The 14,756-nt window shown below is 46.9% G+C and carries 18 protein-coding genes and 1 pseudogene; 7 read left to right on the top strand and 12 right to left on the bottom strand.

Translation table 11 applies throughout. From position 1 onward, the window contains the following. Positions 1 to 20: 20 nt before the first annotated feature. Together A7981_RS02585 and murJ are read right to left on the bottom strand one after the other, a co-directional pair. Positions 21 to 932, bottom strand: coding sequence for a bifunctional riboflavin kinase/FAD synthetase (locus A7981_RS02585; protein WP_067263599.1), 912 nt, complete (start codon positions 930 to 932; stop codon positions 21 to 23). A gap of 3 nt (positions 933 to 935) precedes the next feature. Next, positions 936 to 2,474, bottom strand: coding sequence for a murein biosynthesis integral membrane protein MurJ (gene murJ, locus A7981_RS02580; protein ID WP_067263597.1), 1,539 nt, complete (start codon positions 2,472 to 2,474; stop codon positions 936 to 938). Positions 2,475 to 2,684: 210 nt separating this feature from the next. Here murJ and rpsT point away from each other — a divergent pair, with 210 nt between their 5' ends. After that, positions 2,685 to 2,948 carry a 30S ribosomal protein S20 gene (gene rpsT, locus A7981_RS02575; RefSeq protein ID WP_067263595.1) on the top strand — a complete coding sequence of 88 codons (264 nt, stop codon included), beginning with the start codon at positions 2,685 to 2,687 and terminating at the stop codon, positions 2,946 to 2,948. Positions 2,949 to 3,031: 83 nt separating this feature from the next. Here rpsT and A7981_RS02570 read toward each other — a convergent pair whose 3' ends face one another. The 6 genes and pseudogenes from A7981_RS02570 to rplU form a co-directional block, all read right to left on the bottom strand. Further along, positions 3,032 to 4,186: a 5-(carboxyamino)imidazole ribonucleotide synthase gene (locus A7981_RS02570; protein WP_067263593.1), complete on the bottom strand. Its 1,155-nt coding sequence runs from the start codon at positions 4,184 to 4,186 to the stop codon at positions 3,032 to 3,034. 2 nt (positions 4,187 to 4,188) lie between these two features. Then, complete coding sequence (purE, locus tag A7981_RS02565) at positions 4,189 to 4,683, bottom strand: 5-(carboxyamino)imidazole ribonucleotide mutase (protein WP_067263591.1); 495 nt, start codon at positions 4,681 to 4,683, stop codon at positions 4,189 to 4,191. Between the two features lie 48 nt (positions 4,684 to 4,731). Continuing rightward, positions 4,732 to 5,850 carry a glutamate 5-kinase gene (gene proB, locus A7981_RS02560; RefSeq protein ID WP_067263589.1) on the bottom strand — a complete coding sequence of 373 codons (1,119 nt, stop codon included), beginning with the start codon at positions 5,848 to 5,850 and terminating at the stop codon, positions 4,732 to 4,734. Then, a complete protein-coding gene (gene cgtA, locus A7981_RS02555; protein WP_067263587.1) occupies positions 5,831 to 6,886 on the bottom strand; it encodes an Obg family GTPase CgtA in 1,056 nt (351 codons plus the stop codon). The genes proB and cgtA overlap by 20 nt, the downstream gene beginning before the upstream one ends. A gap of 102 nt (positions 6,887 to 6,988) precedes the next feature. After that, entirely contained in the window at positions 6,989 to 7,246 is a 258-nt protein-coding gene (gene rpmA / locus A7981_RS02550; RefSeq protein ID WP_067263581.1) for a 50S ribosomal protein L27, read from the bottom strand. Positions 7,247 to 7,351: 105 nt separating this feature from the next. After that, positions 7,352 to 7,660: pseudogene (rplU, locus tag A7981_RS02545) on the bottom strand (50S ribosomal protein L21); the annotation flags it as partial. Between the two features lie 254 nt (positions 7,661 to 7,914). Here rplU and A7981_RS02540 point away from each other — a divergent pair. Continuing rightward, positions 7,915 to 8,883, top strand: coding sequence for a polyprenyl synthetase family protein (locus tag A7981_RS02540; RefSeq protein ID WP_217234047.1), 969 nt, complete (start codon positions 7,915 to 7,917; stop codon positions 8,881 to 8,883). A 48-nt stretch (positions 8,884 to 8,931) separates the two neighbouring features. On the opposite strand, the gene A7981_RS02535 is transcribed toward A7981_RS02540, so the two are convergent. Continuing rightward, positions 8,932 to 9,252 carry a hypothetical protein gene (locus tag A7981_RS02535; protein ID WP_067263577.1) on the bottom strand — a complete coding sequence of 107 codons (321 nt, stop codon included), beginning with the start codon at positions 9,250 to 9,252 and terminating at the stop codon, positions 8,932 to 8,934. A gap of 134 nt (positions 9,253 to 9,386) precedes the next feature. On the opposite strand from A7981_RS02535, the gene A7981_RS02530 reads away from it, so the two are divergent. The 5 genes from A7981_RS02530 to A7981_RS02510 are packed head-to-tail and all read left to right on the top strand — an operon-like array spanning position 9,387 to position 12,387. Beyond that, the gene (locus A7981_RS02530) at positions 9,387 to 10,259 is read left to right on the top strand and encodes an A24 family peptidase (protein WP_067263574.1); all 873 of its coding nucleotides are present in this window, start codon (positions 9,387 to 9,389) and stop codon (positions 10,257 to 10,259) included. A gap of 5 nt (positions 10,260 to 10,264) precedes the next feature. After that, positions 10,265 to 10,873, top strand: coding sequence for a dephospho-CoA kinase (gene coaE / locus A7981_RS02525; RefSeq protein ID WP_067263571.1), 609 nt, complete (start codon positions 10,265 to 10,267; stop codon positions 10,871 to 10,873). 56 nt (positions 10,874 to 10,929) lie between these two features. Beyond that, positions 10,930 to 11,688, top strand: a complete 759-nt coding sequence (zapD, locus tag A7981_RS02520; RefSeq protein ID WP_067263568.1) for a cell division protein ZapD — start codon at positions 10,930 to 10,932, stop codon at positions 11,686 to 11,688. Between the two features lie 26 nt (positions 11,689 to 11,714). After that, positions 11,715 to 11,912, top strand: coding sequence for a DNA gyrase inhibitor YacG (locus tag A7981_RS02515; protein WP_067263565.1), 198 nt, complete (start codon positions 11,715 to 11,717; stop codon positions 11,910 to 11,912). Between the two features lie 31 nt (positions 11,913 to 11,943). Continuing rightward, positions 11,944 to 12,387, top strand: coding sequence for a copper chaperone PCu(A)C (locus A7981_RS02510; protein ID WP_067263563.1), 444 nt, complete (start codon positions 11,944 to 11,946; stop codon positions 12,385 to 12,387). 25 nt (positions 12,388 to 12,412) lie between these two features. Here the strand turns inward: A7981_RS02510 and A7981_RS02505 are convergent, their stop codons facing one another. Genes A7981_RS02505 through A7981_RS02495 form a run of 3 tightly spaced genes read right to left on the bottom strand, consistent with a single transcriptional unit; the run spans position 12,413 to position 14,699 of the window. After that, on the bottom strand, positions 12,413 to 12,841 hold the full coding sequence (locus tag A7981_RS02505; protein WP_067263560.1) for a hypothetical protein: 429 nt from the start codon (positions 12,839 to 12,841) through the stop codon (positions 12,413 to 12,415). Further along, positions 12,834 to 13,781, bottom strand: coding sequence for a Nudix family hydrolase (locus tag A7981_RS02500; protein WP_067263556.1), 948 nt, complete (start codon positions 13,779 to 13,781; stop codon positions 12,834 to 12,836). The genes A7981_RS02505 and A7981_RS02500 overlap by 8 nt, the downstream gene beginning before the upstream one ends. Positions 13,782 to 13,814: 33 nt before the next feature. Further along, the gene (locus A7981_RS02495; protein WP_067263554.1) at positions 13,815 to 14,699 is read right to left on the bottom strand and encodes an ATP-binding protein; all 885 of its coding nucleotides are present in this window, start codon (positions 14,697 to 14,699) and stop codon (positions 13,815 to 13,817) included. Between the last annotated feature and the right edge of the window lie 57 nt (positions 14,700 to 14,756).

The raw sequence follows: 14,756 nt of genomic DNA, 5'->3' as shown, positions 1-14,756 counted from the left end.
CTAAGTCTTTTAATTAATCACTAAATATTCGAAAAATAGGTTCTTGCCGCAATACTATCAAATGCGATCTGCTGTTTAAGTGCATCAAAATTCGGGAACTTCATCTCTTCACGTATCTTTTTCAGAAACTGGACATGCACATGGCGATCATATAGATCACCGTCAAAATCGAATAAATGCACTTCCAGCATCAATTTGGGAATGCCTGCCACGGTTGGCCGCACACCCAGATTTGCTACACCAGCTAAACCATCTAATTTTACCGCATATACCCCAGTCAGCGCAGGTCGTTCATGGCGCATATGTACGTTTGCAGTAGGAAAGCCCAATTGCCGTCCGCGTTTGGCACCATGTACGACCTTGCCGCTGATGCTATATGGTCTTCCGAGCAATGCCCTAGCAAGCTCAAGCTCACCAGCCGCTAGTGCATCTCGCACCGCTGTACTCGATACACGTACACTTTCTAAACGCACTTCAGGAAAGTCCACAAGATCAAAGCCTGCCTCGCGTAAGTCAGCTACGCTACCGTGCCGTTTTGCACCAAAACGGAAATCATTGCCCACAAGTATCGATTGCGCATTCAAGGCTGTCCGCAGGATATCCTGTATGAACACGTCGGCACTCAAACCTGAGAACTGCCGATTGAAGCGGCAGATATATACCTGCGCAACACCAGCATCTTCAAAAAACTCCAATTTTTCACGCAACGAGGTCAACCGGGCGGGCGCATTATCTGGCGTAAAGAATTCGCGCGGATGTGGTTCAAACGTCATCACAGCGGCTGTAAGTCCAGTTGCATCCGCCACCTCGACCAATCGCTTTAGCAATGCCTGATGCCCCAAGTGCATACCATCAAAGTTACCGATCGCAAGTACAAGTGCTGGCGAAGGCGAATCAACTTTTACTGATGGAATATGACGAAAAACTTGCATGCGTTATATCTCTGTACGGCGGGAAAAGTCTCTCAGACGGAAACCCAACAGCCACAATGCGCCAAAATATACGGTAGCGCCCAACAAAATCAGCGCGGTCAGTCGCAGTAACTTAGGCAACATTGCATAATCCATCCACGCATTCGTGTCGCCTGCACCGAAGAAAAGCACCACAGCCATCACACCGACAGCCAGTATCAGTTTCACTAAAAACAACCACCAACCTGCTTGCGGCTGATAAATATTGGCTCGACGTAAATAAAAATACAATAAACCTGCATTGAGACACGCACCTAGACCAATCGCCAACGCCAAGCCTGCATGCTTCATCGGCCCGATGAATGCGAGGTTCATCAATTGCGTAGAAACCAATGTGAATAAAGCGATCTTTACAGGCGTCTTGATATCCTGACGCGCATAGAACGCAGGTGCCAAGACCTTGACCATGATCAACCCGATCAGACCCAAACTGTATGCCATCAATGCTTGGCAAGTCATTGATACATCATGTGAAGTAAACGCACCATAGTGGAAAAGCCCCGTCACAAGCGGCACAGCCAAGACTGCAAGCGCAACTGCTGCTGGCAAGGTCAGGATCAAAGTAAGGCGCAAGCCCCAATCCATGAGTTGCGAATATTCATCATCGGCTTTATTGGCAAAAGACTTGGCAAGACTAGGCAATAAGATAGTCCCCAGACCTACACCCAACATGCCCGTCGGCAGTTCCATCAAACGGTCTGCATAATAAAGCCATGACACGCTACCTGTTTCCAGAAAAGAAGCGAATATCGTATTGATCAACAAAGATATCTGCGCGATAGATACGCCAAATATCGCAGGCCCCATCAGTTTTAGAATGCGCCAGACACCCTCATCATGCAGATTCAATCTAAACCGAGGGATAAATCCAATTTTAATCAAAAAAGGTATCTGAAAAGCCAATTGCAAAATCCCGCCCACAAATACGGCCCAAGCCAGCACTTTGATCGGCGGATCAAAATAAGGCGCAAAGAACAGTGCTGCGATGATAAAGGTCACGTTCAACCATGCAGGCGTAAAAGCAGGTACCGAGAATTTGCTATAAGTATTCAAAATCCCGCCAGCCAATGAGACCAGCGAGATAAAAAAGATGTAGGGAAACGTGATACGCAACAGAGTGATCGTCAGATCGAACTTTGCTGCATCCCCCTCAAAACCCGGTGCGCTGACATACACGATCCACGGAGCGGCTATCATGCCTAATATAGTCACAACGATCAAAGCCAAACCCAACAATGTCGCTACATGGTTTACTAAATTATGCGTCTGTTCGACACCGCGTTGATTCTTGTACTCTGCCAGCACAGGTACGAATGCCTGAGAGAAAGCTCCCTCAGCAAAAAGTCGGCGCAACAGGTTGGGTATCTTGAATGCGACAAAAAAGGCATCCGTATATACCCCTGCACCAAACACTCGTGCAATGAGCGTATCTCTAACGAATCCGAGGATTCGCGATAAGAACGTCATACTTCCAACAGCAGCAAGGGCTCTAAGCAGGTTCATTCAACTGGTATCATGTATTGTTGTTTAGATTCAGCATGGCTGATTTTTATCAATTGCGGATCCATTAATCGCTAAAAAATCCGTCATCTAAAGACATAAAAAGCGTAATTTTAACATGTTAGGTGCATAAGCCTCATACATACCTTGCAATCCACGATAAAAAACGCTAATATGCTCGGCTTCGTATTTGATAACTAATTAGGAAAATCCATGGCAAATAGCGCACAAGCTAGAAAGCGTGCCCGTCAAGCGGTAAAGCAGCGCTCTCATAACGCCAGCTTGCGCTCTGCTTTGCGCACCGCGATCAAGAAGATCATCAAAGCGGTCGAAGCCGGCGATAAAGCTGCTGCACAAACTGTATACAACGACAATATCAGCGTCATTGACCGTATTGCCGATAAACAGATTATTCATAAGAACAAGGCTGCTCGTCATAAGAGCCGTTTGAGCGCTTCTATCAAAGCGCTTGCTTAATAGATTCACGCTTTAGAGAAAACAAAAAAGCCGAACTTGATGTTCGGCTTTTTTGTTTCTATCTCAATTAATCAATAATACTTTTAGCCTATACCCAACTCTTGACGCGCGATAGTTGCCTGATGTAACGCAGCCTCTGACGAATCTGCCAATACAGTGAAATGCCCCATCTTACGACCTGCACGCGGCTCGTGTTTACCATACAGATGTAATTTTAATTCGCTATGTGCAAATAACTGCGTCCACTTAGGCTCACCATCACGCCATACATCACCAAGAATGTTAACCATAACCGCATGGCTATGTAATCTTGGTGCGCCGAGCTGCATACCTGTCAGCACCCTCACTTGCTGCTCAAACTGATTAGTAACACATGCATCGATAGTGTAATGGGCAGAGTTATGAGGACGCGGTGCCATTTCATTGACGATCAATTGACCATCGCAAACGAAGAATTCGACACCAAGCACACCCACATAATTAAGCTTCTCAGCAACTTTTATTGCTAATTTTTGCGCCTCTTCTCTTACACTTTCGCTACCTCGTGCAGGTACGATGCTGACATCAAGAATGCCATTCAGATGACTATTTTCTGCTGTAGGGAAAGTTGCAACCTGTCCTTGTGCATCGCGCGCCAAAACAACAGATACCTCATAATCAAGCTTGAGCATCTTCTCCAGCACGCACGTCTCACCTCCAAATTTCTCAAACGCATCTTTTGCTTCTTCAGCGGTTGATACTCGCGCTTGGCCTTTACCATCATAGCCAAAACGGGCGACCTTTAAGATCGCAGGATATAGCGACGCATCCGTTGCAGCAACATCATCGGCACTTTCAATCACTTTATAAGGTGCAACAGGCAATCCTGCATCACGAATAAAGTTTTTTTCTAATACGCGATGTTGCGCGATTGCGACGGCAGCAGGTGCCGGTCGAACAATACGGTTCTTAGCCAGGAATTCCAATGTTGCAGCGGGCACATTCTCAAACTCTGTGGTGATCGCCTCACAGCTTTTGGCCATCTCGGTTAATGCAACTTGGTCATCATAAGCCGCACAAAGATGCACATCGGCGATCTTGCCAGCCGGACTATTCATATCAGGATCTAATACCGTGACGCGATAGCCCATCTCATGTGCAGCGATGACGAAGAAACGACCTAACTGGCCGCCACCCAGCATGCCAAGCATAGCCGGGGGCAATATGGTCGATGGAATACTAGTAACAGGCTGACTCAAGATTACTCCGACAAATTCATGGCTAATACTTTATTCGTCTGGGCAGCACGAAAATCGACAAGCTTTTGTGCAAGCACAGCATCATTCGTAGCGAGTATAGATGCGGCAAACAACCCGGCATTGGCAGCACCTGCTTCACCGATGGCAAAAGTAGCCACTGGTATCCCTTTCGGCATCTGCACGATAGAAAGCAGTGAATCCTGCCCTTGCAAATGTTTGGAAGGTACGGGTACGCCAAGTACAGGCAGCGTTGTTTTTGCGGCGACCATACCTGGAAGATGCGCGGCACCGCCAGCACCAGCGATAATGATCTTGAATCCTTGATCTATCGCATTTTCGGCAAACGCAAACATCAGATCAGGCGTGCGATGCGCAGAAACAACTTTGGCTTCATAAGCGATACCAAAATCGCTTAGCATTTGTGCTGCTGCTTTCATGACAGGCCAATCACTATCAGACCCCATGATAATGGCAACCAATGGTTTGGTTTCAGACATATTATCTCCCGCGTGTCTTTATATTACGTTTCTTTATATATATTGCATCTATATCAAAATCAGATTATCGCGATGAATCAGTTCAGCTTCATCGACATATCCAAGGATACGTTCTATTTCGCTGGATGGTTGACGCAAAATTCGGGCAGTCTCGTGTGCTGCATAGTTGACCAAGCCTCTTGCGACTTCTTTGCCGCTCTCGTCTACACAAGCAACCACTTCCCCACGTTCAAAATCGCCATCAACGGCAATCACGCCGATAGGCAATAGGCTTTTGCCATCTTGTTTCAAAGCCTTGATCGCACCGCTATCTAAAATCACTTTACCGGCTAAACGTAGATGATCTGCCAGCCATTGTTTCTTTGCCAAGGTTTTGATTTGCTCAGCGCGCAAATGGGTACCAATGGCTTCACCACTCGCTAAACGCACAAGCACATCGGCCTCACGACCGGAAGCAATGATCGTATGCGCTCCACTTCTTGCCGCACGCTTTGCCGCCAGCACTTTGGTCAACATACCACCACTACCGATACTGCTACCTGCCCCGCCAGCCATTTTCTCAAGATCGGCAGCCCCAGCAATCGCATACTGTATGAATTCCGCATCAGAACTCTTGCGCGGGTCAGCCGAATATAAACCAGATTGATCGGTCAAAATAACGAGCGCATCGGCTTCAATTAAATTAGCGACCAGAGAGCCCAAGGTGTCATTATCGCCAAAACGGATCTCATCTGTAACGACCGTATCATTCTCATTGATAATAGGGATAACCCCCAGATCAAGCAATGTCCTGAGTGTAGTACGTGCATTTAAATAACGTTTACGGTCAGCCAGATCATCATGAGTCAGCAAAATCTGGGCCGTATGCAAACCATGCTGACTAAAGCAGGATTCATACATCTGCACCAAACCCATCTGCCCAACGGCAGCAGCAGCTTGCAATTCATTTACAGCAGTTGGCCGCTTCCTCCAGCCAAGCCGTTGCATGCCCTCGGCAACAGCACCACTTGAGACCAGCACCACTTGCTTACCCTGCGCAACAAGGGCTGATATCTGCTTTGCCCAAGCCGCGATAGCAACCTGATCAAGGCCCTCACCATTGTTGGTAACCAGGCTTGACCCCACTTTTACAACCAGACATTTTGCATCAAGCAGCAGTGATGTCATGACCTTCCTTAAGAGCGTCCTCTTCAGCTTTACGGGTAGCTTCTAAATGCTCCATGATGGCATAAGTCAGCTCTTTACAACCAATACCACTAATCGCAGATATCGCGAAACAGCGGCCTTCCCAGCCATACTCTTTAACGAATTTCTCTACTTCGGATTTTACATCCGGCAGCATATCCACTTTATTCAATACCAACCAGCGAGGTTTATTGTAAAGCTCTTCATCATATTTTCGCAGCTCTTCGACAATCGCTTTTGCTTCCTGCACAGGGCTCACGGCTTCGTCGAATGGCGCGATATCCACCAAATGCAACAACACCCTTGTTCTTGCAAGATGGCGCAAGAATTGATGTCCAAGACCAGCGCCTTCTGCAGCGCCCTCAATCAAGCCCGGAATATCTGCAATCACAAAACTGCGATTGGTATCCACGCGTACGACACCCAGATTAGGATGCAATGTTGTAAATGGATAGTCTGCGACTTTAGGTTTGGCTGCTGAAACAGAACGGATAAACGTAGATTTACCGGCATTCGGCATACCGAGAAGGCCGACATCTGCCAATACTTTAAGCTCAAAATAGAGCTCGAACTCTTCACCTGGCTCACCTTTAGTACATTGGCGTGGCGCACGATTCACACTCGATTTGAAGTGGATGTTACCCAACCCACCATTGCCACCTTTTGCCAACATCGCTCTTTGGTCATGCTCGGCAAGGTCGACGATGACCTGCTCGGTAGCTTTATCGCTGATCACCGTGCCAACAGGCACGCGCAGCACCATATCATCACCGCCAGCACCATATTGGTCTGAGCTGCGCCCATTCTCACCACGTTTGCCACGAAAGACACGGGTATATCGATAGTCGACCAAGGTGTTGATATTACGGTCAGCCACGACATAAATCGAACCACCACGACCACCATCACCCCCACTTGGGCCGCCCATAGGCTCATATTTCTCGCGACGGAACGTAGCAACGCCATTGCCGCCGTCGCCGGCATACACCTTGATAGTTGCTTCGTCTATAAATTTCATGAGTCGGAACCGTCTTTTCTATGTCTTTACTTCTGAAGAATAACGCCTGAAACAAAAAAGCCCTACCAATATGATAGGGCTTTTAATGACAGCGTACTGTTATTAAGCAGGAATAATATTGACCAGCTTGCGACGCAGCGCGCCTTTAATAGTAAAAGCCACTTTGCCATCCACTTTAGCGAAAAGCGTATGGTCTTTACCCATACCAACATTTTCACCAGCGTGCATACGTGTACCACGTTGACGAACAATGATGCTACCGGCAGAAACTACTTGCTCGCCGAAGGCTTTTACGCCCAATCGTTGGGAATGTGAATCACGACCGTTGCGGGAACTACCGCCTGCTTTTTTGTGTGCCATTTTCTAATGTCCTTCTTAAATTCGCTTGAGCCAAGTATAAACTTAGCTTGCTTCAGCCTGTTTTTCAGCTTTAGCTGCTTTTGCAGCCTTAGCAGGTTTTGCTGATGCACCAATATCGCCGATTTGAATCTCAGTATATGACTGACGATGACCTTGTGTCTTGCGGTAATGTTTACGACGACGGAACTTGAAGATCATCACTTTATCGCCACGACCGTGTGACAACACAGTTGCCTGCACTGAAGCGCCAGCAATCAATGGTGCGCCGATTGTTACATTATCGCCATCAGCGAGAACCAAAACCTTATCCAAGGTAATGCTGCTACCAACATCGCCGATCAGTTTTTCTACTTTTAATCTTTCGCCAGCGGTTACACGGTATTGCTTACCGCCAGTCTTAATTACTGCATACATGTTTAGCCTCGTTCGCTACACGTTCAAATGAATCGAGCATTATACGGAAAATTCACAACTTCGCAAATAAAAACCATGGGATAAAACCAATATCACACGATTTAGATCGATTTACATGGTCAACCCATAAAATGCGCACGAATCGTGAGGATATCCATTTATACTTGCCATTGCTTTCAGAGGCTAAATGAATGCAGGCTTAACTAGAGATTTCTCTATGCTAGAATTATTATAACTTTTTCAGGCAGATTTTTGTGTCCCAAGTATTTATTCAATCGTGCATCGAGCGCGACATGCAAGCGGTCGATGCCGTCATTCGCAGATCGCTGCACTCCGATGTCATTCTGGTAAATCAAGTTGCGGATTACATTGTAAATAGTGGCGGGAAACGCTTACGCCCGGCCTTAGTCTTACTCTCTGCCGGCGTGTTCGGCAATATACAAGAACAACATCATGAACTAGCTGCTGTTGTCGAGTTCATTCATACAGCCACCTTATTACACGATGACGTAGTCGACGAATCTGCGATGCGTCGTGGCCGTGCCACAGCTAATACGCTATTTGGGAATGCCGCCAGTGTTTTGGTAGGAGACTTTGTTTACTCCCGCGCTTTTCAGATGATGGTGAATGTGCAGAATATGCGGGTCATGGAAGTACTGGCAGAGGCAACCAATATCATCGCCGAAGGCGAAGTATTACAACTGTTGAATGTGCACGACGCCGATGTAACCGATGAAGCTTATTTAAAAGTCATCCATTATAAGACTGCAAAACTATTTGAAGCCGCAACGCGTCTAGGGGCGATCATATGCAATGCATCAGTTGGAGATGAACAGGCTTTAGCCAAATATGGCATGCACCTTGGCACTGCATTCCAATTGATTGATGATGTGCTGGACTTTAGTGGTGACAGCGTAGAGATAGGAAAAAATCTGGGTGATGATCTTGCAGAAGGCAAACCAACCATGCCATTACTTTACGCCATGCGTAATGGCAATGAAGAGCAACGTAATATTATTCGCCACGCGATCGAACATGGTGGACTAGAAGAATTAACGGCCGTGATGCAGGCTGTTAAGGATACGGGTGCGTTGGAACATGTAAGAAAGATAGCGCAGAGCGAGGTTGATTTGGGTTGTGCGGCGATCGCACATCTACCTCGCTCTGACTACCACAAGGCATTGATCGACTTAGCCGAGTTTGCCGTTAATAGAAACTTCTAAACAGAAATCCTCTTAGAGATTTCTCTAGGAGATTTCTCTAAGAAATTTTTAGTTCAGCGTGATTGGCTCGCCACTATCCGCATTGTAATAGCTCAAGTGCGCGCAATTGCTGGTAGCTGAAGTCAGCGCACCCTGAAAGATAGGCTTGCCGTCGATATCCACGATTGCATAGCCACTATGATAGAGCGTGACCTCGGCTTTTTGCATGCCCAGACTGAGCGCAAAACTCATGTGATTCTCCTCTTCCTCTTCTTCCAATACCAGCCAGTCATCCCGACCAGTCAACTGCGCCATCCATCCCGGCAAATCGACCTCGACACGACAAACAACCGGAGCATCCCATGCTTGTTGCACATTAGCTTCTATCATTTGTAGCCCTCTCAAAGAATGTTTCGTTCATGCTTAATCTGGTGACTATTTTGCGTAATTCAAGACTGTATTCGGAGTTGCCATAAGATATCTAACGGTGCGATGATGCGATAAGTTTAATGATTTGAGTAAATATGCCTGACTTTATTAGCAATCTGCTTGATGTGTTACGAGAAGAACCCGCATTTTTCATTACATTCTCGGTTGTTTTTGGCCTGATGGTGGGTAGCTTTTTGAACGTTGTCATCCACAGACTGCCCAAGATAATGGAACGCGAGTGGCGCCAAAGCTGCGCAGAATTGCAAGGCGAAGAGCTCCCGACAGAAGCTAAATACAACATTGTTACTCCACGGTCAGCGTGTCCAAACTGCCAACACAAAATTACTGCCCTCGAAAACATTCCCGTCTTCAGTTATCTACTCTTAAAAGGTAAATGCCGTGGTTGTAAAACAGCAATTAGCATTCGCTATCCGCTCATTGAATTACTAACAGGCCTATTGATTGGATTGATCAGTTGGAAATTCGGTTACTCAGGGATGGCTGTGGCGGCATGGATATTCACTTTTGCACTGATTGCACTGACCTTTATCGACTTTGATACACAGCTATTGCCTGATGACATCACGCTGCCATTACTTTGGTTAGGTCTGCTATTCAACCTGAATACCGGATTCACTGATATCCACTCTTCCATCATAGGCGCTGTGGCTGGCTACTTAAGTTTATGGTCGGTTTACTGGATATTCAAGATCGTGACGGGCAAAGAAGGCATGGGTTATGGTGACTTCAAACTGCTTGCCGCCATAGGTGCGTGGTTCGGTTGGCAACTATTGCCTGCCGTCATACTATTATCGTCACTTGCAGGCTCTATCATTGGTATCGGGTTAATCGTATTAGCAAAACAAGGACGTAATGTGCCAATGCCATTTGGTCCTTATCTTGCATTGGGTGGAATAGCGGCGCTGTTTTTTGGTCCGCAACTTTCACAAATCTATTTAGGAGGCTAAGAGATATGTATGTCGTCGCATTAACTGGTGGTATAGGTACCGGCAAGAGTGAAGCCGCGAAAGTGTTTGCCTCACTAGGCGTGCCCATCGTCGATGTCGATGTGATCTCGCGACATCTGACAACTGCGGGCCAGCCAGTGATGAAAAAGATCGCAGATGCATTCGGGCAGGACTTTGTGACTGAAAGTGGTGCATTGAACCGACCAGCCATGCGCGAACGTATCTTTGCAGTAGATGCCGATCGCAAAAAGCTGGAGTCGATATTACATCCGGTGATCCACGAAAGAGCATTGCAAGAACTCGACAAAAACCGGGATGCGCCATACCAGATACTCGCGATACCTCTATTCTTTGAAACAAATCGTTACAGCGGGGTCGTCAAGCGCACGCTACTTGTCGACTGTGAGGAGCCCCAGCAAATCAGCCGCACAATGGAGCGCAGTGGCATGACCGAAACGACCGTCCGTTCGATCATCGCAGCGCAGGCATCCAGGAGTTATCGCCGCGCACTTGCGAATGACATCATCGACAACACCGGATCATTTGAAGAATTGGCAGAAAAAGTAAAAGAAAAGCATGAAAAATTCATTCAGGCTTGCATAGATAGCGAATAAATCTCATAATCTACTGCAATATAAATCCCGGCTAACTCTAGCTTAATAAAAAGCCCGTGCCCAGTTACGATTATCCATTCAATGAACGTATCAGGACCTTACTGCGCCTAGAGGATTTGTTCACCAAAGTACTTCATAATTTTGAAGGTGGGCATGAGTTCCACCATCACACTGCACTACTTTCCATATTCCAAATACTAGATGTCATTGATCGTGCCGAATTAAAAGCTGATCTGCTACAAGAGCTGGACAGGCAAAAGATAGGCATGAACAGCTTGTTAGGCAACCCATCCATTGCGGAAGATGTATTGAGGCAGATGTTAAGTGATATCGAACAGACATCACTGGCATTACGCAACAACTCAACCAAGCTCGGGCAGACGTTGCGTGATAACGATTGGCTCATGAGCATCAAGCAACGGGCTGGCATACCTGGTGGCGTCTGTGAATTTGATCTACCCTCTTACCATTACTGGCTGGGGTTGAGCGATGAGCGCAGAAAAAGTGATATGCATGCATGGCTGACCCCACTGATGCCGATTTACGATGCACTACGCATCATCCTGCATATTTTACGTGGCAGTGGCGCCACCACCAAGCTGGTTGCGGTCAATGGTACCTTCCAACAAATGCTGGGGGGCACCAAACCAGCACAAATGCTACGCATAGAAGTAGACGAGACACTGGCATGCTTTCCTGAAGTCAGCGCAAACAAATATGCAATCAACATCCGCTTCAATCGCCTTGAATCTACAGAGCGGCCGCGCCAATGCGATCTGGATGTGAATTTCACTTTGACCCTTTGTAACCTATAGCCAATCCCTGCTAATTCATCACCGTCATGCAATCAGAAGATAAACCTATTAAAAAACGTTTGGTTACATGCCCGCAATGCAAAGCACTTGTAGAGTTCAGCAGCGATAATCCGTATCGGCCTTTTTGCTCAAAGCGTTGCAAAATGATCGATCTAGGCGAATGGGCTAGCGAAAGCTATACGATCCCAGAAGCGATCAAGCCTGAAGATTTACTTGAAGAATAGAACCTTTTCCAAATTCAGCTATCAGTCAACTATGCTACTAAATCGAATTGTTACTGTTTGTCTATTTGCTCTCATTAGCCTAAGCAGCTATGCAGATGGCAATGTGATCGTCAGCAAGGCTTGGGTAAAAGCGACTGTGCCTGGGCAGCCGGTAGGGGCAGCTTATATGCGCTTACAAAGTGATATCGATACGAAATTAGTCGCTGTAGAAAATGATGCTTCTGACAAGACAGAGATGCATAGCATGACGATGAATGACGGCGTCATGCAGATGCGCGCTTTGGAGAACATTGCTTTAGTGGCAGGCAAGCAGACCAAATTAGAGCCGGGGGGATTGCACTTGATGCTATTGAGCCTGAAAAAACCATTGCAGGTTGGTGAGTCAGTGACATTCACGCTACATTTCAAGAACGGCAATGGCTCAGAAAACACCACCAGAATCACCGTGCCGATTCAAACCAGCTACACCGAGTAATCTACTTACTTAATAGACATCTGAATTAATTGTCATGCGTTGCCTGAAAAGGTAACTGATAACGCACTAAGCCTTCTGCAGTTTCAGCCTCAGCAAGCATCATCCAATCACTACGAGATTGCGAACATACAGGCAAAGTCACTTCAGCATGCCACCCATCCGCTTGCTTGATTAGTCGATAGCGATTGAAGCCAATGTCCATGTTTCGCATCGCAAAGCTCACATGCATTTCTTTTGCTTGCGGCATTTCAACCGTAAGCTGAAAAGGCCTCATGATCTGAGGTGGCTTATCCACTTTTAAGGTGATGAATTGGTTACCACACCCTTGCGTCAGATCAGCACATGCAAGCTTAATGATCGGTGTGGATAATACGGGCCGACTATAGATGTAAGCAATAATACCTGCCGTCGCAAGCAGCAAAGCAAACAAGATGGCAAAGGTGCGTTTATCCATGATAATCCTGCCAAACAGATCTTTGCATGGCGATACCATGAGCACCGCTGATCCATGCCTGCTGTAAATCTTCATTACTTAACCCACCTAGCGCATAGACCGGTAGGGTATATCCTTCGATGAGCTTAGAGAATGCAGCCCAGCCGAGCGACACAACTTCAGGATGGCTTTGCGTGTTCATTACAGGTGAAAGTACGACAAAATCTACGCCAAGGCGTGCTGCTGCTTCAAGATCAGCAGCATGATGGCAGGATGCACCACATAAAAGACCTTCCGGCTTTGCGTCCAGCATACTCAATTGATCACTCGTCAGATGTACGCCATCTGCACCTACTTCTAACGCCAAGTCGATATCAGCATTGATCAATACTTTTGCGCTATATGGGCTGCTTAACTGCATGACTCGCTGTGCAAATATTTTTAATTCACCCGCTGATAAATGCTTTTCACGCACTTGTATCAACTTCAAACCCGCCTTGAGCGATGCCTCCAACTGGATAAAGAATAAAGCCTCACCCCTTTCGGCCAGATTTGTGATTGCATATATCGAAGGCAGGCATAAGGCATTCAATATAGGCTCGTTGGCTGGTAGCATAGGGCTGACTGTCAGATTATCTGGAAACTGCCAAACAAGCTGTTGCCCTTCCCGTCCATGCGGCTCACCTTGCCACCCGCGCACGATGAAAAAATGTAGATTCACTGAGCGATCAGGATAGTCAAAATGGCGAGTTAGCCATGGATAAGCCTCAATGACCGTTGAGCCGAGCTCTTCTTCTACCTCGCGCTTCAATGCTTCTAACGCTGTCTCGCCAGACTCGATCTTGCCACCGGGGAATTCCCACCAGCCAGCCCACGGCTTACCCTCGGGGCGCTGCGCGATCAACACTTGCCCATCGGCACGTAGCAATACGGCAACAGCAGCATTGACGACCTTACTCATTACGATTAACAGTCAAAATATACCTAACTCGCACTAGCGCTTGGCAGATAAGCCCACGCGCCCGGCATAATCACGTGCGAACTGATAAGCAACCCGACCGCTACGGGCACCACGGGTATGGGAGAACGATAATGCAGCTTGCTGGATATCATCGGTCATTTTCTTGATGCCATAGTGCTTCAACCATTGCTGAGCAACTTTCAGGTATTCATCCTGATTGAATGCATAGAAAGAGAGCCAGATGCCAAAGCGCTCAGACAGAGAAACTTTCTCTTCTGTCGTATCGCCCGGGCGAATCTCTTCACCGACATATTGGGTCTCCAGATTCTCAGACATGAATTCCGGCATCAAATGACGGCGATTAGAGGTTGCGTAGACCATGACATTATCTGATGTTGCAGAGATCGATCCATCCAGCACGACTTTTAAAGCCTTATATCCGGGATCACTCGCTTCAAAAGATAGATCATCACAGAAAATGACGAAATATTCAGGGCGATTTCTTAATAAAGCCACGATATCCGGCAAAGCAACAAGATCCTGTTTATCGACCTCGATCAATCGTAAACCCTGCTTTGAGAATTGACTCAAAAGCGCCTTCACCAGCGAGGATTTACCTGTACCACGCGCCCCAGTCAGTAATACGTTATTCGCTGGCAAGCCGTTGACGAATTGCTCGGTATTCCGCACGATCTCGGCTTTTTGTTCATCCACATTACGAATGTCATCAAGTTTGATGTGATGTGGGTGAGGCACTGCTTGCAAATAGCCACGACCTTGTGTGGATAATCCATGCGTAGCAACCCAACGCCAAGCGATTGCAGACCAATCTGGCGCAGATACTGGCGCAGGCAAAAATGCCTCAAGTTTATTAATCAGCGACTCAGCGCGACTGATCAGATTTTCGATATTTGCCATCTTAATTTAGCTTTATATGATTTGCTGAACTGCTTAATTTTTAACTTCCATGTACTC

Origin of the sequence: Methylovorus sp. MM2 (assembly GCF_001648895.1) — a bacterium.
Taxonomy (GTDB): domain Bacteria; phylum Pseudomonadota; class Gammaproteobacteria; order Burkholderiales; family Methylophilaceae; genus MM1.
Note: the sequence above shows the minus strand (reverse complement) of the source record. Positions and strands in the feature narration are given on the sequence as shown.